At 61.7% G+C, this 20953-nt stretch carries 14 protein-coding genes and 1 tRNA gene; 11 read left to right on the top strand and 4 right to left on the bottom strand.

Features of this window, described 5'->3' with window-relative positions:
* Positions 1 to 2: 2 nt before the first annotated feature.
* Positions 3 to 386, bottom strand: coding sequence for a helix-turn-helix domain-containing protein (locus SJY08_RS03775; protein ID WP_300889272.1), 384 nt, complete (start codon positions 384 to 386; stop codon positions 3 to 5).
* A gap of 95 nt (positions 387 to 481) precedes the next feature.
* Here SJY08_RS03775 and SJY08_RS03770 point away from each other — a divergent pair, with 95 nt between their 5' ends.
* Together SJY08_RS03770 and SJY08_RS03765 are read left to right on the top strand one after the other, a co-directional pair.
* Complete coding sequence (locus SJY08_RS03770) at positions 482 to 802, top strand: YdhR family protein (RefSeq protein ID WP_300889271.1); 321 nt, start codon at positions 482 to 484, stop codon at positions 800 to 802.
* Positions 803 to 1173: 371 nt separating this feature from the next.
* Complete coding sequence (locus SJY08_RS03765; protein WP_083229761.1) at positions 1174 to 2580, top strand: DEAD/DEAH box helicase; 1407 nt, start codon at positions 1174 to 1176, stop codon at positions 2578 to 2580.
* A 64-nt stretch (positions 2581 to 2644) separates the two neighbouring features.
* On the opposite strand, the gene SJY08_RS03760 is transcribed toward SJY08_RS03765, so the two are convergent.
* Positions 2645 to 3541: a DMT family transporter gene (locus SJY08_RS03760; protein ID WP_377274737.1), complete on the bottom strand. Its 897-nt coding sequence runs from the start codon at positions 3539 to 3541 to the stop codon at positions 2645 to 2647.
* Positions 3542 to 3922: 381 nt separating this feature from the next.
* Between SJY08_RS03760 and SJY08_RS03755 the strand changes: the two genes are divergently transcribed.
* From SJY08_RS03755 to SJY08_RS03740, 4 genes are all read left to right on the top strand, one after another.
* Complete coding sequence (locus SJY08_RS03755; protein ID WP_054148536.1) at positions 3923 to 5332, top strand: circularly permuted type 2 ATP-grasp protein; 1410 nt, start codon at positions 3923 to 3925, stop codon at positions 5330 to 5332.
* Between the two features lie 7 nt (positions 5333 to 5339).
* Entirely contained in the window at positions 5340 to 6281 is a 942-nt protein-coding gene (locus SJY08_RS03750) for an alpha-E domain-containing protein (protein ID WP_153763606.1), read from the top strand.
* A gap of 14 nt (positions 6282 to 6295) precedes the next feature.
* Positions 6296 to 7117: a transglutaminase family protein gene (locus tag SJY08_RS03745; protein WP_054148410.1), complete on the top strand. Its 822-nt coding sequence runs from the start codon at positions 6296 to 6298 to the stop codon at positions 7115 to 7117.
* 85 nt (positions 7118 to 7202) lie between these two features.
* Complete coding sequence (locus SJY08_RS03740) at positions 7203 to 7730, top strand: hypothetical protein (RefSeq protein WP_377274736.1); 528 nt, start codon at positions 7203 to 7205, stop codon at positions 7728 to 7730.
* A gap of 3 nt (positions 7731 to 7733) precedes the next feature.
* On the opposite strand, the gene SJY08_RS03735 is transcribed toward SJY08_RS03740, so the two are convergent.
* Positions 7734 to 8141 carry a MarR family winged helix-turn-helix transcriptional regulator gene (locus tag SJY08_RS03735; RefSeq protein WP_054148408.1) on the bottom strand — a complete coding sequence of 136 codons (408 nt, stop codon included), beginning with the start codon at positions 8139 to 8141 and terminating at the stop codon, positions 7734 to 7736.
* A 398-nt stretch (positions 8142 to 8539) separates the two neighbouring features.
* On the opposite strand from SJY08_RS03735, the gene SJY08_RS03730 reads away from it, so the two are divergent.
* From SJY08_RS03730 to SJY08_RS03720, 3 genes are all read left to right on the top strand, one after another.
* Positions 8540 to 8616: transfer RNA gene (locus SJY08_RS03730), tRNA-Arg, on the top strand.
* A gap of 264 nt (positions 8617 to 8880) precedes the next feature.
* Positions 8881 to 10617 (top strand): AMP-binding protein, encoded by a 1737-nt coding sequence (locus SJY08_RS03725; protein ID WP_377274735.1) that lies wholly within the window; start codon positions 8881 to 8883, stop codon positions 10615 to 10617.
* 12 nt (positions 10618 to 10629) lie between these two features.
* Positions 10630 to 11529 carry a bile acid:sodium symporter family protein gene (locus tag SJY08_RS03720; RefSeq protein WP_153762626.1) on the top strand — a complete coding sequence of 300 codons (900 nt, stop codon included), beginning with the start codon at positions 10630 to 10632 and terminating at the stop codon, positions 11527 to 11529.
* Positions 11530 to 11795: 266 nt separating this feature from the next.
* Here SJY08_RS03720 and SJY08_RS03715 read toward each other — a convergent pair whose 3' ends face one another.
* Positions 11796 to 16931, bottom strand: coding sequence for a beta strand repeat-containing protein (locus SJY08_RS03715; RefSeq protein ID WP_377274734.1), 5136 nt, complete (start codon positions 16929 to 16931; stop codon positions 11796 to 11798).
* Between the two features lie 599 nt (positions 16932 to 17530).
* Between SJY08_RS03715 and SJY08_RS03710 the strand changes: the two genes are divergently transcribed.
* A complete protein-coding gene (locus SJY08_RS03710; protein WP_377278468.1) occupies positions 17531 to 19564 on the top strand; it encodes a glycosyl transferase in 2034 nt (677 codons plus the stop codon).
* Positions 19565 to 19661: 97 nt separating this feature from the next.
* Positions 19662 to 20870, top strand: coding sequence for a hypothetical protein (locus SJY08_RS03705; RefSeq protein WP_377274733.1), 1209 nt, complete (start codon positions 19662 to 19664; stop codon positions 20868 to 20870).
* Positions 20871 to 20953: the final 83 nt, after the last annotated feature.

Raw genomic sequence — 20953 nt, 5'->3', positions numbered from 1 at the left:
TGTTAGGCCCGCTTCAAATATGCAGGGATCTCGACACCGGAGCGTTCACGGTTCTCCATGATCGTCGGGTAATGTGTCACCACCCATTGCTCCATGGCCCGGGCAAGTTCTGACAAAGACGCCCCGAGCGTGGTGAGGCGATACTCCACACGGGGCGGCACCTCGGGATAACTGATGCGCTCGATCAGGCCGTCCCGTTCCATGTCGCGCAGGGTCTGGGTCAGCATTTTCTGCGAGATGCCATTGATCGAACGCATAAGCGCGCCGGTGCGAACAGGGCCCTGCTGGAGACAGCAAAGGATCAGGATCGCCCACTTGCCGCCGATCAGATCGAGCACATCGCGGGAGGGGCAGTCCATATTGTAGGGGTCGGCGGGATTGAACATTTTCAATTATTACCAGAAGGTGCGTACTTTTCTATTGGTGATAATAGCGCATATAAGAGCCGTATCCAAGCCCCACCACCACAAGGAGAGAAAAAATGTCCAATCCTTCCCGCGTCTACCTCTATGCCGAATTCCAGGTATCTGCTCCCTTCACCGAAGCCGTCTGGGGCGAAGCAAACCCGGCCATGCACACCGTCAAGGGCCTGATCAGCAAGACCTGGCTCAGCGGCATTCACACCCATTCGGTTGGCGGCTTCTATCACTTCGATTCCGTCGAGAATGCCCGTGCCTATGCCGAAGGCATGCTCTCCGATTTCGCCAAGGGGTCGAACGCAAGCCTCACCGTCAAGCTCTTCGACGGCGATGTGGTGGCGGAAGCCAGCCGGGGCATGAACTCTCCCTACTACGCCGACTGATCGTCCAAACGACTCACACTCGAACGGATCACCACCTGCCGCCCGCCAGATTTCGAGCGGCAGGTGCTCCTGCTGCTACGAGTAGCTTCCACACTGCACCGCAAACAAAGCCTTGACTTTCGGAACAAATAAGCCCATTTGCAGGTCAGCTTTTACCTTCCGGCCGCCGCGTGAGCGTGCCCAGCGACAACTGAGACGCGACGAAGGATAAGGCGCATGACATCCGGGCGGACATGCCGCCGATGCGCTTGGAAAGCTTTTTTCCAACTTACAAGTTCCCAAATCACGCGGGGTTCTTGACGCCAATGCCAACCGGCTCGCGAAGAACGCGTTCCGGGGTTCGTGCATTTGGCGCCCCGAAAGGTATGACTTTGACAACTTTCGATGATCTTGGCCTCTCCAAGAATATCGTCGCGACGCTGACGACGCTCGGCTTCACGACCCCCACTCCCATCCAGGAAAAGGGCATCCCCGTCGTTCTCGGCGGCCGCGACCTGATCGGCCTCGCCCAGACCGGCACCGGCAAGACGGCCGCTTTCGGCCTGCCGATGATCGAGATGCTTCTCAAGGATGAGAAGCGCCCTGACAACCGCACCACCCGTGCCCTCATTCTCGCCCCGACCCGCGAACTGGTGAACCAGATCGGCGACAACCTGCGCTCTTATCTGCGCCGCCTGCCGCTGAAGATCAACCAGGTCGTCGGTGGCGCGTCCATCGGCAAGCAGCAGCTGCAGCTCGAAAAGGGCACCGACATCCTCGTCGCGACGCCTGGCCGCCTGCTTGACCTGATCGCCCGCAACGCGATCTCGCTGCGCGCCGTGCGTTACCTGGTTCTCGACGAAGCCGACCAGATGCTGGACCTCGGCTTTATCCATGACCTGCGCAAGATCTCGAAGATGGTCCCGCCGAAGCGTCAGACGCTTCTGTTCTCGGCCACCATGCCATCGGCAATCGCCGATCTCGCATCCAGCTTCCTGACCGACCCGCTCAAGGTTGCCGTCTCCCCTCCGGGCAAGGCTGCCGACAAGGTCGAACAGCACGTGCATTTCGTCGCCGGCCAGAACGCCAAGACGGAAATGCTCAAGAAGATCCTCAACGACAATCCGGATGGCCGCTCCATCGTCTTCCTGCGCACCAAGCATGGCGCGGAAAAGTTGATGAAGCACCTCGACGCCACCGGCTACTCGGTCGCCTCGATCCACGGCAACAAGAGCCAGGGCCAGCGCGAGCGGGCACTCAAGGGTTTCCGTGACGGCGAGATCAAGACGCTGATCGCCACCGACGTTGCCGCCCGCGGCATCGACATCCCGGCCGTCTCCCACGTCTTCAACTACGACCTGCCGGAAGTTCCCGACGCCTATGTCCACCGCATCGGCCGTACGGCCCGTGCCGGCCGTGACGGCATTGCGATCGCATTCTGCGGTCCCGATGAAGGTCGCCTGCTGCGCGACATCGAAAAGCTGATGAGCATCGACATTCCGGTCGCTTCTGGCGAACCGCCGGCAAACCTCGCACGCCCGGCCCGTCCGCAGCGTCGCGCTGGCGGCGGTGGCGGCGGCAACAACCGCAACCACCAGGCCCCGGGCCAGGGTCGCGGCAAGTCCGAAGGCGGCGCCAAGGCCGACGGTCGCCCCGCCAAGTCCGGTCACCGCAAGGGTGGCAATGGCGGCGGTCAGAACCGCAGCGCCAATGGCGGCCAGGGTCGTCCGGGCAATGGCAGCGGCCAGGGCCGTCCAGCCCGCTCGGGCACTGCCGGCGGACGCCGTCGCGAAGCCTGAGCCACGGCTCGAGTCTGATTGAATTTGAAATGGCGCGGTACTCACCGCGCCATTTTTCATAGCGTCAGTCTTTGACGATGATCGGCTCGACCGCACTCTTGCGGTTGATCAGATAGACCCCGACCATGACGACGCAGGTGCCAACCATCATCGGCACGGTGAGTTCTTCGCCAAAGGCGATCGCCGCTTCGAGCGCTGCGAGCGGCGGCACGAGATAGATGAGCGACGCCGCCTTCGACACGTCCCCGCGGCGGATGAGGTAGAGCAGCAGCGCTACCGCCCCCATCGAGATGCCGACCACCGACCAGGCGAGCGTAGCGAAGAAACCGAGGCTCCAGTCGACTCGTAGGTTTTCCAGAGCGATGGCCGCCGGAATGGTGACGATCAGCGCACCGACATATTGCAGCGTCGCAACAGCCCTCAGATCGCCCTCGCGGACGAAACGTTTCTGGTAGAGCGTGCCGGCGGTCACGCAGGCCATAGCCAGCACGTTCACCGCAACCGCATAAGCCGGAATGCTCGTGGCATCGATGATCAACACCTTCGGCAGCACGGCGATTGCCACACCAAGGAAGCCAATGACGAGACCAACCCGCTGTCCGCTATTGAGATTTTCCCCGATCAGATAGGCCGCGGCGATCCCGGTCATCAACGGCTGCAGCCCTGCGATGATTCCGGACAAGGCGGCCGGCACTCCCTGCCCGATCGCCCACCAGACCATGCCGAGATAAAGCCCGTGCAAAAACATGCCGGATATAATGGCATGCAGCCACCCCGATCTCTGCTTCGGCCAGGAAACGCCGCCCAGCCGACAGACGACATAGAAGAGGACGACGGCCGTCCCGTAGCGCACCACGAGGAAGGTCAGCGGATCCGCGAAGAACGTCGCGTATTTGGCCGAGATCCAGCCGGTCGACCACAGGAGAACGAAGAGGACGGGCGCAAGCCGGGCAAGGGTCATGGAGAACTGTCTTTCATGGACCGGATCGCAGCAGCCGGCAGCAAGCTTCGATACTGCGGCACCGGGCGGCGGTCAAAAGAGTTTTCATGCAGGCTGCCGTCAACTCCATTCAAGCATGCCGCAAAAAATCTCGCAGGCTCATCTGCTCATTTTTTCAGCAATCGCGACCAAGTTACGCTTGCCGAATTTCAGAAGATGCCAAATCACGCGGGAGTAGAGCCGTCTGGAACTGCAAAACACCTATCATTCTGCACAGAGTTTGCGCGAATGCTCTGATTTCAATCACATTCGGCAGACTGCAATTCTGCGACCGAAGCCAGTGATCCAGCTTGCATTGCCCAATTGGTTGTATTCAAATGAACAAAAAAGGGGATGGCGCCATTGGCATTTGATGAAATGATCACTGCGGACAACGATCCGCGTGCACCGTACCAGAACTACTTCGATTGGTATTCCAGCCAGGATCCGGCAAGGCTTTTGGCGAAATCGCGAGATGCTGAGAACATCTTCCGCAAGACCGGCATCACCTTCGCCGTCTATGGGCATGCCGACAGCGCCGAAAAGCTGATACCCTTCGACATCATTCCGCGGATCATTTCCGGCCGTGAGTGGCGCAAGCTCGCCCAGGGCATCGAACAGCGCGTGCTGGCTCTCAATGCCTTTCTCGACGACATCTATCACAAGCAGGAAATCATCAAGGCCGGCCGCATTCCCCGCGAGCTGATCGAGAAAAACGTCGCCTTTCTGCCCGAGATGATCGGCTTTCGCCCGCCGGGCGGCGTCTACACCCACATCGTTGGCACCGACATCGTCCGCACTGGCGAGGACCAGTTCTACGTTCTCGAAGACAATGCCCGCACCCCCTCCGGCGTCTCCTACATGCTGGAGAACCGGGAAACCATGATGCAGATGTTCCCGGAGCTCTTCCAGCTCAACAAGGTGCAACGCGTCGAGGACTATCCCTATCTGCTGCGCCAGTCGCTGGCCTCGCTCGCCCCTCCCGGATGCAAGGGCAAGCCGCGCGTCGCGGTACTGACGCCCGGCATCTATAACTCGGCCTATTACGAACACTCCTTCCTCGCCGACATGATGGGCGTCGAGCTGGTCGAAGGCTCGGACCTGCGTGTCATCGATGGCAAGGTGAAGATGCGCACCACCCGCGGCTACGAGGCGATCGACGTGCTCTACCGTCGCGTCGACGACGACTTCCTCGATCCGCTCACCTTCCGCCCCGATTCGGCGCTCGGCATCCCTGGCATCATGGACGTCTACCGCGCCGGCAACATCACCATCGCCAATGCACCGGGCACCGGCATTTCCGACGACAAGGCGATCTACTCGTACATGCCGGAGATCGTCGAATTCTACACCGGCCGCAAGGCACTGCTCGAGAACGTGCCGACCTGGCGCTGCTCGGAAGCCGACAGCCTGAAATACGTGCTCGAGCACCTGGAAGAGCTCGTGGTCAAGGAAGTCCACGGCTCCGGCGGCTATGGTATGCTGGTCGGCCCGACGGCCACGAAGAAGGAGCGCGCTGACTTCGCCGAAAAACTCAAGGCGCGGCCCTCCAACTACATCGCCCAGCCGACGCTGTCGCTCTCGACGGTGCCGATTCTCGTCAACAAGGGGATCGCGCCCCGCCACGTCGACCTTCGTCCCTATGTCCTCGTCTCCGACAAGGTGCAGATCATTCCCGGCGGCCTGACCCGCGTGGCCCTCAAGCAGGGTTCGCTGGTGGTCAATTCCAGCCAGGGCGGCGGCACCAAGGACACCTGGGTACTGGAGGACTGACATGGTCATGCTCGGAAGAACTGCCAACGGCCTCTTTTGGATGTTCCGCTACATCGAGAGAGCCGAAAACATCGCCCGTCTGGTTGATGCGGGCCTTCGCATGTCGCTCACCCGATCCGGCGCCTCGGACGAGGACTGGGACGCCGTCCTGAAAAGCGCCGACGTCCGCCCGCTGTTTGCCGAACGCCACGGCAAGGTGACGGCCTCTGATGCCATCGACTTCATGCTGCGCGATCCAGCCAACCCGTCGAGCGTCATGTCCTGCATCGACGCCGGCCGCAACAATGCCCGCATGGTGCGAACCGCACTCACCCGTGAGACCTGGGAAGCCACCAACGAATGCTGGATCGAATTGAAGCAGATGCTCGCCCGCAAGCTGAAGTCGGCAGACCTGCCCGAGGTCATCGACACCGTGAAGCGCCGCGCCGGTCTGATCCGTGGCGCCTTCCATGGCTCGATGCTGAGAAACGAGCTCTACAACTTCGCTCGCATCGGCACCTTCATCGAGCGGGCCGACAACACCAGCCGCATCCTCGATGTGAAATACTACGTGCTCCTGCCGGCGATCACCCATGTCGGCTCCTCGCTCGACAACATGCAGTGGGAATCGATCCTGCGCTCGGTCTCCGCCCATCGCTCCTATCGGTGGGTCTATGACGGGGAATACAAGGCGACGAACATCGCCGACTTCCTGATCCTGAGCGGTCAGATGCCGCGCTCGCTTGCCTATTGCTACGAGAAGATCGTTTCCAATCTCGGCTACATCGGCAAGGACTACGGCGAGCGCCTCGCCGCACACGAAACCGCCGATACGGTCTTTGCAACTCTTCGGGCGACCAGCATCGATCAGATCATGGATCAGGGGCTGCACGAGTTCCTCGACAATTTCATTGCCCTCAACAACAAGCTGGGCAGCGAGATCACCGAGGGCTACAGGTTCTACAGTTGAGCAGGATTGAGCGCATGCGTCTCCGGATTACCCATACCACCGAGTATCGCTACGACGATCCCGTTCAGTATTCGCTGCAGCGCCTGCGACTGAGCCCCCAGGATAGCCCGGGCCAGAAAGTGCTGTCGTGGAACATCGTCGTCGATGGCGCGAAGGTCGAAGCGGGCTTCAACGATCAGTTCGGCAACCACACGCACCTCGTCTCCACCGAAGGCGATAGCCACAGCGTTCATATCGTCGCTTCGGGTGAAGTCGAGACCGAAGACCGGGCCGGCGTCTTCGGCCCGCATCAGGGCTATGTGCCGCTCTGGCTCTATCTGCGTGATACGCCCCTCACCAAGCCAGGCAAGCTCATCCGCGAGCTTGCGCGCAGCCTGTCGGGCGGCGATGAACTGGCGAAGATGCATGACCTGATGGGCAAGCTCAACGCACAGATCGCCTATGAAACCGGATCGACCGGCACGGAAACCACCGCCGAACAGGCGCTGGAAGCCGGCCACGGCGTCTGCCAGGACCATGCCCATGCCTTCATAGGCGCGGCACGGGCCTTGAGCCTGCCGGCCCGCTATGTCTCAGGCTATCTCCTGATGGACGACCGGCTGGAGCAGACCGCAACCCATGCCTGGGCGGAAGTCTATCTACAGGGCCTCGGCTGGGTAGGTTTCGACGCCGCCAACAACCACTGCCCCGACACCCGATACGTCCGGATCGCAACAGGCCTGTCTTATGCAGATGCAGCTCCAGTCTCCGGCATGCGCATCGGGCTCGCCGGCGAGGACCTCACAGTCAAGCTGATGGTCGAGGCGACGCAGAGCCAGAGCCAGTCTCAAAGCTGATCCTTCCTCTGACGGGTTCCTGCTGACGTGCAACGCAAGCCCCACACCACGTCGGGCTGCTCTTGTACCGAGAAAGCGCGGCGAGGTGACCGCAGCGGAGGTCTTGGCACGCATGCTGTTTGGAAAGTCGCTCTTCCAGTCGGTCGTTGACCGGCTCGACGCGGAAGCCGAGGAGCAGCCGCCGGCAGACGAACCCACCTTCCGGATCAACGGCCTGTCGACGAGCTTTCTGCCCGAAACGCCTGAGCAGGGCCCGGGCCCTTCTCTGTCGGAATCGGGCGCAGATCCCAGGCTCGATGCCTATCTGTCCCTGATGTCTGATGAGATCCCGCCGGCAGAGCCTGAACCGCCTGCCGAACCCCTTGAGACCCTCCCTCCGCCACCACCGGTCTGGCTCGATCGGCTTTCTCCCGAGGAGGTCGTCGAAGATCTCGGCCTCGAGCCATCGGACGATCGCGAGCGACTTCAGGAGCGCAGGCGGGCATTCGCCCGCGACAATCATCCGGACCGTCTGCCCGCAGATTTCCGCGAACAGGCAACAATCCGGATGAAAATCGCCAATCGCCTGATCGACGAGGCGATCAAGCGATATGATTTGGGATTTGGACGCTGACTATCAGTCGTAGAGGCGCCTGAGGAGACGGTTCACCGTATCGCGCTCGGCGACGCCGCCTAGTTGCTCGAGTACCCAGCGCTCGTGATCGATCCAGATCGGCATCAGCTCTTCGAGATAGGCCTCGCCGGCCGGCGTCATGTAGAGCGACTGCACCCGACGGTCGGTTTCCGACTTGCGGCGCTCGATATAGCCCTTGTTCTCCAGACCATCGACAATCGCGACGAAGTTCGCCCGCTGGATGCCAAGCGCCTCAGCCACTTCGCTCTGCTTGGCGCCTTGGTTGTCGGTCAGAAGAAGCAGGGTTGCAAAATCGGTCGGCCGAAGACCTTTCGAAGAAAAGGCTTCGTTGAAATGCTGAAAGACGGCAAGCTGCGCCCGCCGCAGTCGATACCCAACAGCATCGTCCATGACTGAAAAGTCTAGACCAGACGTGTTGGGTAACAATTCATCCATAGTAATTTCAGGCATTTCCCCGCCATTATCATTATTGCCCCTCGGGCGACCGCTGCCCCCGACAACGACCTTCCTGTAACGATACTAACCGTTTAAGCCGTTGCCACAAGGGCACAATCGGCTCCGGAACTGAGAGACGAGCAGTTTTTGAACGTCTAACGTTCATTCCCCCCAGGTTTGGTCTCGGTCACAAATGCTCGGGCGAGCATTTGACCGGCATTCGCCCATTTCGCCCGCCTTCAAGCCGGCGCGTCTTGATTTACCCTGAGCCGCCGGCTGTTTTTTCGGATTGATGCGCGCGAGCGACTGCGCTATGACCGCTTCTGGAACGGCGAGTCACATCGCCTTCGGATGCACCCGTAGCTCAGCTGGATAGAGTGTTGGATTCCGATTCCAAAGGTCACAGGTTCGAATCCTGTCGGGTGCGCCATTTTCCACAAGCCGCAAGCAGTGTGTCAGCATAGCCAGTTTCAAGCATGGCTTCATCAGCGGCATGCAGCTGAATAACGCGGACGTGATGGGAAATCCCTGTTCCATGCGGCACTCCCCGGCCCCATTACTTTGCCAAGCCCCCGAAAACGCTGGACTTTGACCAAGGAGAAATCCATCCTCGACCCGTTAAAGGGAGCCGGAATCGCATATGCACCCGGCCCCGAACAGTGAAGCGCCGAAGAGCGCTCCGGGGGGAGACGATATGGAACACATTTTCACGCCACCACGACCGTGGCTGGCGGCTTACGGCACAGGCATCCCGCAGGAACTGGGCGATTTGCGCTACCGCAGCATCGCCGAACTGGTGGATCGGTCCTGCGCCGAGAACGGCCCGCGCAAGGCTTTCACCTGCGTGGTACCGAACGGCATGAATGGCAGCCTGACCTATGACCAGGTCGGCGAGATGTCGGATGCCTTCGCTGCCTTCCTGCACCACGATTGCGGCTTGCGCGCCGGCGACCGGGTCGCAGTGCAACTGCCGAACGGCCTGCCCTATCCCGTGGTCGCCTTCGGTGTGTTCAAGGCTGGCTGCATTCTGGTCAACACCAACCCGCTCTACACGCCGAGCGAAATGATCCATCAGTTCAACGATTCCGGGGCCAAGGCGCTGGTGATCGTCGACATGTTCGCCGACAAGCTGTCAGAAGTCGTGCCGAAGACGGGTATCAAGACCGTGGTTCTCGCCGGCGTGCCGGAATTCTTCCCCAAGCTACCCGAGATCATCATTCGAGGTGTCCAGAAGGTCTGGAACAAGGTTCTCCCGCCTATCCCGAACATCGGCGTTCCCGTTTTGCGGATCAAGGAAGCGCTCGCCAAGGGCCGGTTTCACGGCGCAGACGTGAAAGCCATGTGGGCCGCGTCGGGCCCCGACGACCTCGCCCTGCTGCAATATACGGGAGGCACCACCGGCGTCGCCAAGGGCGCCATGCTCACCCATGGCAATATTCTGACCAATCTCGACCAGGTGCGCGCGGTATCGGGCGGTGTGATGGCCCGCGAAGATCAGGTGCTGACGGCGCTTCCGCTCTATCACATCTTCGCCTTCACCGCGAACCTGATGACCTTCTTCGAACTTGGCGCACGCAACATTCTGATCCCCTCGCCCCGCCCGGTACAGAACCTGCAGCGGGCGATCGAAAACTATCCGATCACTTGGATCACCGGCGTCAACACGCTGTTCAACGGCCTGATGAACGAAGAATGGTTCGCAGCCTACCCGCCCAGAAAGTTGCGCGCAGCCATCGCCGGTGGCACGGCGCTGCATGAGGCAGTCGCAACCCGCTGGCGGGTGATGACGGGGACCCCCATCGCCGAAGGCTACGGGCTCAGCGAAACCTCGCCGCTGGTCAGCTTCAATCCCCTCGATGATCGTGCCAAATCCGGCAGCATCGGCATTCCTGTACCAGGATGTGACGTCATTCTGGTGGATGGCGACGGCAAGCTCGTTTCATCAGGCGAGCCGGGTGAGCTTCTTGTTCGCGGCCGTCAGGTCATGCTCGGCTACTGGCAACGTCCCGATGAGACGGCGACGGCCCTGCAGAATGGCTGGTTCGCGACTGGCGACATCGCCGTCATGGACGACGAGGGCTTCCTGAAGATCGTTGATCGCAAGAAGGATCTGGTTCTCGTCTCCGGCTTCAACGTCTACCCCAACGAGGTGGAGGACGCGCTCGCCAAGATGGATGCGGTCCTCGAGGCCGCCGTCGTCGCCATTCCCGACGCCAAGACCGGCGAAGCCGTCCGGGCCTATGTCGTCAAGAACCCGGATCACGACGGCGAGCTCACAGAGGAGGCGATCCGCAGCCACTGCAAGACCCTGCTCAGCGATTACAAGGTGCCGAAATCCATCGTCTTCCGGGACACGCTGCCAAAGACGCCGATCGGCAAGATCCTGCGCAAGGATCTGAAGGCCGAAGTGCAGAGCGAATTCAAGAAGTGAGGGGCAGACAGCATGTTGACGGAACTTGAAACCACCCTTCTCGGCATCATGATGATGGTGATCATGCTCGGCATGGGCGCCTCCATGACCTGGCGCGACTTCTTCATCGCCTTTCGCAAGCCCAAGGGCATTCTGGTCGGGCTGCTCAGCCAATACCTGATCATGCCCTTCCTGGGTTATGCCCTGGCACTCGCCCTCGGCCTGCCGGCCGGCATGGCGGCGGGCCTGATCCTTATCGCCTGCATGCCGGGCGGCACCACAAGCAACATCTTTGCCTATTTCTCCAAGGGCGTTCTGGCGCTCTCGATCATGATGACGACGGTCTCGACGCTGGTTGCCGTGGTCACTGTCCCCTTCCTGCTCAGCTTCTATAGCGGCCTCGCCGGCCTCGGCGGCGACTATGTGATCCCGGCCGGCAATGTCGCTCAGGTACTCGTGGTGCTGCTTGTGCCAACCGTGCTTGGCATGTTCCTGCGCAAGATGAACGCCAATGTCGGCGCCACGATCGAGATGATCGGCTCGCTGCTCGGCGTTGTCGTCATCCTCTTCCTGATCGGCTCCTGGGTGCCGCGCAATTACCAGATGCTGCTCGACACCCCCTTCCCCGTCTATATCGCGGCAGTCGGGATCGGCCTGACGGGCATGTTGCTCGGCTACTGGCTGGCCAGGGCGCTCCGCCAGGACAGCAACCGTGCCCGCACCATCAGCCTTGAAACCGGGATCCAGAACGGACCGCTCGCAGCACTGATCGTGACACTCTCCTTCACTGGTATTCAGCAGCAGGAGGTTCTGTTCATCCCGATCCTCTACAGCCTGTTCATCGTCATCACCTCGTCGTTCATCACCATGTGGTATCGACGAAGCGCAACAGCCGAGGCTTTGGCCCGCGATGCCGCAAAGGTTCGCGTCTGATGGCATGAGGGCCGCTGGAGATACCGCCGACTGGGATACTACTTTCCCATAGATAGCATCCAGAGTGACGCCCGCCAGCTTTCCGAGTTGGCGGGCTTTTCCGTGCCGCGCGAATACACCTGTCTTCACAGGCACGGCGATATGGTCGCGCCCCCGAGGACCACCTCGACCAAATCTGAGAGAGCAGCCCAAACGAAAAGCCCCACCGCAATGGGTGGGGCTTTCTAAAGTTATCTGTGAGAAGAGGCGCCGAGCGCCTCCCCCGATCAGAGCGACTGGTAGGCTGCGATGATCGCAACAACCTGCTCGTTGTTCAGCGCGTTGATCTGCGCCGTGGTGAACGATTGCAACTGATCGCTGCTCAGATCGTCGATGTCCTGTGTGGACAGACCGGCCAGCGCCGAGGTGCTGATCGCAGCAATGTCGTCGGTCGAGAATTCGGCCAGGTCTTCGCTCGCCAGGGCACTGATACCCGCCGAGTTCAGAGCCGCAACCTGCGTCGACGTCAGAGCTTCGATCTGATCCGTCGTCATCGCCACCAGCTGATCGGTAGAGAGAGCCGCAATGGCGCGGCTGCTCAATGCCATCACCTGGTCGGTGGAGAACGAGGCCAGGTTATCGGTCGACAGCGAGCGGATCTGGCTCGAGGTCAGTGCTGCGATCTGGCCTGTGGAGAGACCGTCGATCTGGTCAGACGCCAGGGCGGCCACCTGGCTGGTGGTGATCGCCGCCACCTGAGCGGCGCTCAGGCCGGTCAGCTGGGCCGAGGTCAGTTCGGCAAAGTTGTCGGTCGACAGGGCCGCAATGGTCCGCGTGCTCAGCGCACCGAGTTCATCCGACGAGAAGGTCGCCATGTCTTCGGCTTCGAGCCCGGAGATGCCTGCCGTGCTGAGCGCCCCGAGCTGACCACTCGACAATGCGTCGATCTGGTTTGTGCTGAGGGCTGTCACCTGACTCGAGCTCAGGCTGGCGAAGACCCGGGTATCAAGCGCGGCAATCTGATACGGAAAGAACGCAGCCAGAATGTCGGTAGACATCACACTGACCTGCGCCGTCGTCAAGGCACTCATCAGCGAGGGGCCAAGACCGAGAATATCATCCGTGGTCAAGACATTGATCTGCGCGGTCGTCAGGGCGGCCACCTGGGCGGTGGTCATCCCGGAGATCTGCATTGCGTCTAGAGCTGCGAAGTTGTCCGTAGACAGGGCAGCCAGCGCCCGGGTGTTCATTGCCGCGAGATCCGTCGGTGCGAAGGTCGCGATATCGTCGGTCGTCAGGCCGGCGACACCGACGGAGCTGATCGCCCCGATCTGGGCCGTCGACAGGTAGTCGAACTGGTCAGACGTCATTGCTGCGATCTGGGCTGAGTTCAGGCTGGCAACACCCGAGGTCGACAGACCCGGAAGCTGGTCAGACGTCAGCGCAGCGAGCGCAGTGCTCGACAGAGCCGCCACCTGCCTGGAGTTCAGGGAAGCGATCTGGGTCGAGGAGAGACCGGCGATCGTATCGCTGTTGAGCAGCGAAACCTGGTTGGTGGTCAAGGACGCCAGCTGGCCGCTTGTCAGACCCGACAGCTGGGTCGAGGTGAGAGCGACGAAGTTGTCGGTGCTGAGAGCTGCAATGGTGCGGCTCTGCAGGACGGCAAGCTCGGCAGAGTCGAGGGTTGCGACGTCATCGGTTCCGAGACCGGCGACTGCAGCGGAGCTGATCTGGGCCAACTGTGCCGTCGAGAGGGCCGCAAACTGGTCCGTATCGAGTGCTCCGATCTGGGCCGAGCTGAGGGCGCCGACCGAGCGGCTGTTGATCGCAGCGACCTGGGCCGTATCAAGACCTCCGATCGCATCAGTCGACAGGCCGGAGATTGCGGCCGAGCTGATCACCCCGATCTCGGCTGCCGAGAAGGTGGCGATATCGTCAGACGACAGGGCAGCGAGGTCGGCCGAGCTCAGCGCGGTGATCTGGGCCGAGGTCAGTGCTTCGATCTGGTCGGTGCTCATCGCGGCGAGCTGTGCCGATGTCAGGGCACCGATGGCTCTGGAATTCAGCGCAGCAACCTGATCGGTCGACAACGATGCGATGTTGTCGGTCGACAGAGCGACGATCTGGGCGGATGTCAGTGCCGCGGCCTGGTTCGCCGAGAGACCATCGATCTGATCCGAGTCGAGGACACCAAGCTGGCCGGTGGTCAGGGCGACGATCTGGCCGGTCGTCAGACCGCTCAGCTGGAGCGAGTTGAGGGCGGCGATGTTGTCCGTCGACAGTGCTGCCAGAGCGCGAGAGTTAAGCGCCGCCAGATCGGTCAATTCGAAGACTGCCACGTCATCGGTCGCAAGCCCGGCAACAGCTGCGGATGTCAGGGCCGCAAGCTGGTTGGTCGTCAGCACACCGATCTGATCGGTGGACAGGGCAGCGATTGCGCCAGAGCCAAGGGCGCCGATGGCGCGGCTGCTGATCGAAGCCACCTGGTCCGTGTCAAGCGAGGCGAGGGCATCGGTGGTCAGCGCCCTGACCTGCGAGCTGGAGAGCATCCCGATGAGGGCGCTCGTCAGACCATCCAGCTGATCGCTGACGAGGGTCTCGATCTGAGCGGTGGTAAGAGCCGTCACCTGACCTGTCGTGAGGCCAGCCAACTGAGCCGAGTCGAGCAGTGCGAAGTTGTCGGTGGTCAGCGCCGCCAGAGCTCGGGAGTTGAGCGCCGCGAGTTCGACAGATGTCAGCGTATCGATGGCAGAGCTATCGAGACCGACGATGGCCGAAGACGTCAGGGCCGCAAGCTGACCGGTCCCAAGCGCGGCGAACTGGTCGGAGTCGAGCGCCCCAAGCTGGCTGGACGACAGGCTGGCGATGGCGCGTGAGCTGATAGCGCCGACCTGATCCGTGGAGAGGGAAGCAATCGCATCCGTATCGAGGGCGCGGATTTGTACACTGCTCAGTGTCGCGATCTGTCCGGCAGTCAGACCGTCGATCTGACCGGTCGAGAGGCTGCCGACCTGCGTGCTGGTCAGCGACGCCATCTGTCCGGTGGTCAGGCCAGCAATCTGGTCAGAGCTGATCAGGGCCAGATTGTCGGTCGACAGCGCGGAAATCGCACGGGAGTTCAGAACCGCGAGTTCAGCCGAAGTCAGGGTGCCGATGGCATCGGAGTTGAGGCCGCGGATGGCCGCAGACGACAGGACCGCCAACTGTCCGGTTCCAAGTGCCGCGAACTGGTCGGAGGTCAGCACGTTCAGCTGTTCCGACTTGAGCGAAGCGAGGGCGCGGGTGCTGAGGGCACCGATCTGGTCGGTGGTCATCGACGCGATGCCGGCCGTGCTGATGGAGGCGAGCTGCGAGGAGGAGAATGTGGCAACCTGCGCCGTTGTCAGACCGTCGATCTGGTCGCTGGTCAGCGAACCAACGAGCACGGTCGACAGGGCAGCGATCTGTGCGCTCGTCAGACCGACGATCTGATCCGATCCGAGGGTGGCGAAGTTGGCGCTCGACAGGGCAGCCAACGAACGCGACTGCAGGGCAGCGATTTCGGTGGAGGTAAAGGTGGCCACGTCCTCGGCTTCAAGAGCTGCGACGGCGACCGAGGTCAGCGATGCGAGCTGCCCGGTCGACAGGGCGGCGATCTGATCCGAGGTCATGGCGGCGACCTGGGCGGACGAGAGTGCGGCCACGGCGCGGGTGTTCATGACACCGATCAGGTCTGTCGACAGTTCACCGATCACGTCGGTAGATATGCCGCGGATGGCTGCCGAGCTGATGATCGCGAATTCATCCGTGCTGAAGGTGTTGATGTCTTCAGAGGAGAGCGCCTGCAGGTCGGCCGACGAAAGGGCGGCAATCTGCGCCGAGCCGAGGGCTTGGATCTGATCACTCGTCATCGCCGTGAGCTGGGCTGCCGTCAGCGCACCGACCGCGCGGCTGCTGAGTGCAGCGACCTGGTCGGTGGAGAGGGAGACCACATTATCCGTACCGAGCGCGATGACCTGTGCAGAGCTCAGGGCTCCGACCTGGGAGGCGCTGAGGCCGTCAATCTGATCGCTGTCGAGCGCAGCCACCTGCGCCGTCGTCAGCGAGGCGATCTGGCCGCTCGAAAGAGCCGTCAGCTGGGCGGAGGTGAGGCTCGCGATGTTTTCGGTGGAGAGGGCTGCAAGCGTACGCGAATTTAGGGCGGCAAGTTCCGTCGACGTGAATGTCGCCAGATCTTCCGTCTCCAGACCCTTTACGGCGGCCGAGCTGAGCGAAGCGAGCTGTTGTGTCGAGAGAGCCGCCACCTGGTCGCTGCTCAGGGCAGCCACCTTGGCAGAGTCGAGCACACCGATTGTACGGCTGCTGAGCGCGCCGACCTGATCGGTCGTGAACGACGCCAGCGTATCCGTGGTCAACGACTTCATCTGGGCGCTGGTCAGGCCGGCAATCTGGGTGGGAGTGAGACCATCAACCTGATCCGAGCTCAATACACCGATCTGTGCTGCCGTCAGACCAGCGATTTTCGCCGAGGTCAGGCCGGTCAGCTGGCCGGAGCCCAGAGCCGCGAAGTTCGCCGTAGAAAGGGCGGCCAGGGTTCGGGAGCTGAGAGCGGCCACGCCGTCCGAGGAGAGCACAGCGACGTCGTCGGTACCGAGACCGGCAACAGCCACGGAGGTCAATGACGCGAGCTGGCCGGTGGTCAGGACATCGATCTGGTCGGTCGAAAGTGCAGCAACCTGTGTCGATTTCAGTACCGCCACTGCCCGGCTGTTCAGGGCAACAATCTGGTCGGTCGAGAACGAAGCGAGCGCATCGGTCGTGAGTGCGGTGACCTGGCGCGAGCTGAGCGCCGAGATCTGCGTTGCGTCCAGGCCGTCGATCTGATCCGAAGTCAGCGTTGCGATGGCAGCGGTCGACAGCGCGGCGATCTGGCCGGTGGTCAGGCCGGAAAGCTGGGTGGAGCTGAGGGTCGCAAAGTTGGCGGTAGAGAGGCCGCCGAGAGCGCGTGTGCTGATGACGGCGAGTTCTGCCGAGGTCAGTGTCGCTACGTCGTCGGTCTGGATGCCGGAAAGGGCGACGCTGCTCAGCGAAGCGAGCTGCGTGGGGGTCAGCGCCGCGAACTGCTCCGACGTCAGGGCCGTCATCTGGGTAGAGTTCAGCGCACCCAGCTGCCGGCTGCTCAGCGCCGTCATCTTGGCACTGTCGATGACGGAAAGCTGATCCACGGTTAGACCGCGGATGGCGACGCTCGAGATCGCACTGAGCTGAGCGGAGTCGAACTGATCGATGTCATCGGTCTGGAAGGCTGAAATCTGCCTGGACGAGAGCGCGGCGACCTGAGCGGAGCTCAGCGCAGCAACGTCGTCGCTCGTGAAGGAAGCGATGGTCGCCGTAGACAGCGACTTGATCTGGGTGATGCTCAGAGAAGAGATAATCGAGGTCATTTGACGCGCGCCTTCAACGTTAGCGATTGGCCGTTGCATTCCTTTGCCACCGGTCGGGGGAGCACGTCGGGTGCCTCACCGCGCGACCCGGGGAGCATCCTGCACCCCGAATGGCCACAATCCGAACGCAAACGCAGATCGATCGCGCTTGGCGTGCGGTGTCCTTGCGGACAAAAGTCTTTTGGTGAAACATGGCTCGAGCGAGCCTGGCGTTGGAGAGGGCATCATGCAGCAGAGCTAATCTCTGCTTCCCACACCTTTTTGAACGTCTACCCCCGTACCCGGGAGACGACCTTGGCTCATCATTCTGCAAACACAGAAATACGATGAGACGAGTCTTGCCCAGATGATTAGGGCGCACCCGATAATTTTCTATTAACGGACGTTCCCGGAACTTACCTGTCTATTCTTGGCAGAAAGCTAAGCCGGCGCCTCTTAACCTCGGATGCTATCGTCAATAGCGAGTGATTTGGCAAGTCCTAAGATAAGGCGGCCTGCCCCCACGCAAGCCCAAAGCAAGCTAGGCTGATTAGGAGTTTTGTACACGCCGCTCCGCGGGAACGTAACCCGGCCCCTGGCCGATGAGAGATGTCATGTCGATGGTGATACATACCGCATTCGCCCCGGAGCAGAACGCCCAGCTCGCAACAGCTCTGGAGAGATCGAGACGCCAGCAGCTTTCGCTGCTCGACGCCCTGCAGCTGGCGGAGCGGTGGTCGGCAGCGGGTCAGTTCGCGCTTTCCGCCGAACTCTACAAGACCTGGACGGCATTCAACGATCAAAGTCCGCTGCTTCACCTCGCCTTCTTCAACTATTCTGTGACGCTCAAGCAACTCGGCGACACCGCAGGCGCGGTCAACGCGTTGAAGGCGGCGCTGAAGGCTCAACCCATGATGGGCCAGGCGCACATCAATCTGGGTAGAACCTATGAGGATAGCGGTCTGGGCGCTCAGGCGATCCAGCAGTGGCGGAGCTACGTGGACTCGACCGCCGAAATCACTCCCGACAAATCGGTTCATCGTCTGATGGCCCTGCAGCATATTGGCCGTGTCATGGAAGGCGCCGGCCTTCTGGAGGATGCCGAGAACGCTCTCTGGCAGGCAATCGAACTGCGCCCCGACAAGCCGGAAGCAGGCCAGCACTGGATCTCGGTCCGCCAGCACCAGTGCAAGTGGCCGGTCGTCCAGGGATCGGAATATGTGACGAAGCGGCAGATGCTGGACTCGATCTCGCCGCTCCCGCTCGCCTGTTATGCGGACGATCCGCTCTACCAGATGGCCAAGGCCTTTCGTTACTTCAAGATGCTGGCAGGCCGCCCGGACGCAGCACATCTCAACAAGCCCGTCCCGCGCAAGAAGGTCGGCACCGGCCAGCGCCTGCGCATCGGCTACGTCTCCTCGGATCTGCGCGACCATGCCGTCGGCTTCGCCCTGAGTGAGGTTCTCGAACTGCACGACAAGGCGTCCGTCGAAGTCTATGCCTATTACATCGGCGAGCCGCGCACCAATGATGCGACTCAAAACCGGATGAAGGCCGTCATCGACGTCTGGCGCGACATCACCGCGCTTTCGGACCTCGATGCCGCCAAGCAGATCATGGCCGACGAGATCGACATCCTCATCGACGTCAACGGCTACACCAAGCTCGCCCGCACGAAGATCTTCTCCTACCGCCCTGCCCCCGTCATCGTGAACTTCTGCGGCTATCCCGGCACCATGGCGAGCCCGGTCCATCAGTACATCATTGCCGACGAGCAGATCATCCCGCCCGGCAACGAACTCTACTACACCGAAAAGGTGCTCCACATTCCCTGCAACCAGCCGGTCGACCGCAAGCGCGTAATCGGCACCCGCCCGACGCGGACCGAAGCCGGCTTGCCGGAAAACGCCTTCGTCTTCGCCTGCTTCAACGGCATGCAGAAGATCACCGCACCCGTCTTCGCCCGCTGGATGGCAATCCTGACAGCCACCCCCGGCAGCATTCTCTGGCTGCTCGGTGGCTCGGATATCGTCAACCAGCGACTGCGCGACCTCGCAAAGTCGGCAGGCGTTGACCCGGCCCGCATCTACTTCGCCTCCAAGGTGGCCAATCCGAACCATCTGGCCCGCATTGCGATCGCCGATCTCTTCCTCGACACCTTCCCCTATGGCGCCCACTCGACGGCGTCGGATGCGCTGACGATGGGCCTGCCCGTGCTGACGCTTCCGGGCAAGGGCTTCGCCTCGCGCTTCTGCAGCAGCATCGTCAAATCGGCCGGCATTCCGGAACTGATCTGCGCAAGCCCTGAGGACTACGTCCGCAAGGCGGTGGCGCTGGCGAACGACAAGACCGAACTGGCAAGGATCCGTACCTCCCTGCAGGCCCAGCGTGACACCTGCGCACTTCGCGACATCCCGCGCCTCGTGCGCCGGCTGGAAGAACTTTACTGGCAGATGCAGGGCGAGCGCGAGCGCGGCGACACACCTGTTCCGGATCTCTCCAACATGGAGATGTATTACGAAATCGGCTCGGAAGTGATGATGACCGAAGTCGAGTTCGAGGACGAGGCAGCCTATCGCAAGCGCTATCGCGATCGGATCTCCGCCTGGCACGATTTCCACCCCGTCCCGACCGACACACGTCTGTGGACGTGACGGCAGTGACGAAAGACTGCGGGCAAAGACCGAACTGGGCTGGGAGATAACTGTGGCGCCTGTAATACTAGTAACCTTTGCCGGCCGGGAACACCGGATGCAGATCCTCAACAGCTATGTCCGCAAGGCCATGGCCGACGGTCTGATCGACGAATGGCATATCTGGGACTTCACCCGGGCGGCTGCCGATCACGAATGGGTCACGCGTGAGTTCGGCCCGCTTCGCTTCATGGGCGACGCAGTGGGCTACCAGGCATGCGGGACAGCATCCGCCCGGTCTCCGCTGCGGCTCGATGCCAGGATCAACAACGACCTGCATCTGGCGATTTTGCCAAAGCATGACCCGGACAATTTCTACGAGGTCGTTATCGGCGGCTGGAACAATCAGCAGTCCGTCATCCGCAAGGCACCCCGCGCGCGGCTCAATGATGCAGACCGAAGCGACGCCCCGACTGTCTGGGCGAAGCTGACCCCGAGCGTGCTATCGCCAGGCCGCGCCAACGAGGTCGTCGTCTCGATCGACCAATCCGGCACACCCGAACTGATGGTCAATGGCGTCGTGCTCGGCCGCTGGCCGGACATCGCACTGCCTGCTGGGGCCGACGTGATGGCCCGCGGCGGCTGGGGCGCCACGCTCGAACTCTGCCATGTCGACGCGCCGGTACGACGATACGTCGGGAACCCCGGCGAACAGATGCCTTATTTCCAGGCATATCAGTATTACGCCCGCCGTCTGGCCGATTTCGCTGACGCACTCTTCCTGAAATGCGACGACGACATCGTCTACCTGGATCTCGACGGCCTCGCAGGCTTCATCGACCACCGCCGCAAGAACCCGCATTACTTCGTGACCTCGGCGAATGTCGTCAATAACGGGGTCTGCGCCTACTTCCAGCAGGTTTCCGGCGCGCTCCCCGCCTCGCTAGGCCATTTCGAGCGTCCGCCGGGCGGCTTTGGCGGCACCCTCTGGACCGATCCGGACAAGGCGAACAAGCTGCATGACTTCTTCTTGGCATCGCCCAAGAAAGAGTTGCCGCTTCCCACCAAGGTGGTCGACTGGCAGGAACGCCAGTCGATCAACTTCATCGCCTGGCTCGGCCGCGATCTGCAGCACATGGCGCTCGCCAAGGGCGACGATGAAAAGATGCTGACCGTCGACCTGCCAGCCTTCCTGGATCGCCCGACATGCATCTATTCCGACTTCACTGTCAGCCATCTGAGCTTCGGACCGCAGGAGAACGGCGTCGACGTCAACAGGCTGATCGCCGCTTACGACACGCTCATGCGCGAAAAACTCTCAGCCTGACCACTTCATGATTCGACCGGCGGGCAACCGCCGGTCTCTTTGCAATTGGGCGAGATGCGGCAGGCCTTGCGGCTGGAACCGCA

It is taken from the genome of Rhizobium sp. R86522, assembly GCF_042466255.1.
In the GTDB taxonomy this organism is placed as follows: Bacteria; Pseudomonadota; Alphaproteobacteria; order Rhizobiales; family Rhizobiaceae; genus Allorhizobium.
The sequence above is the reverse complement of the archived record's forward strand: the minus strand, read 5'-3'. Positions and strand labels throughout refer to the sequence as shown.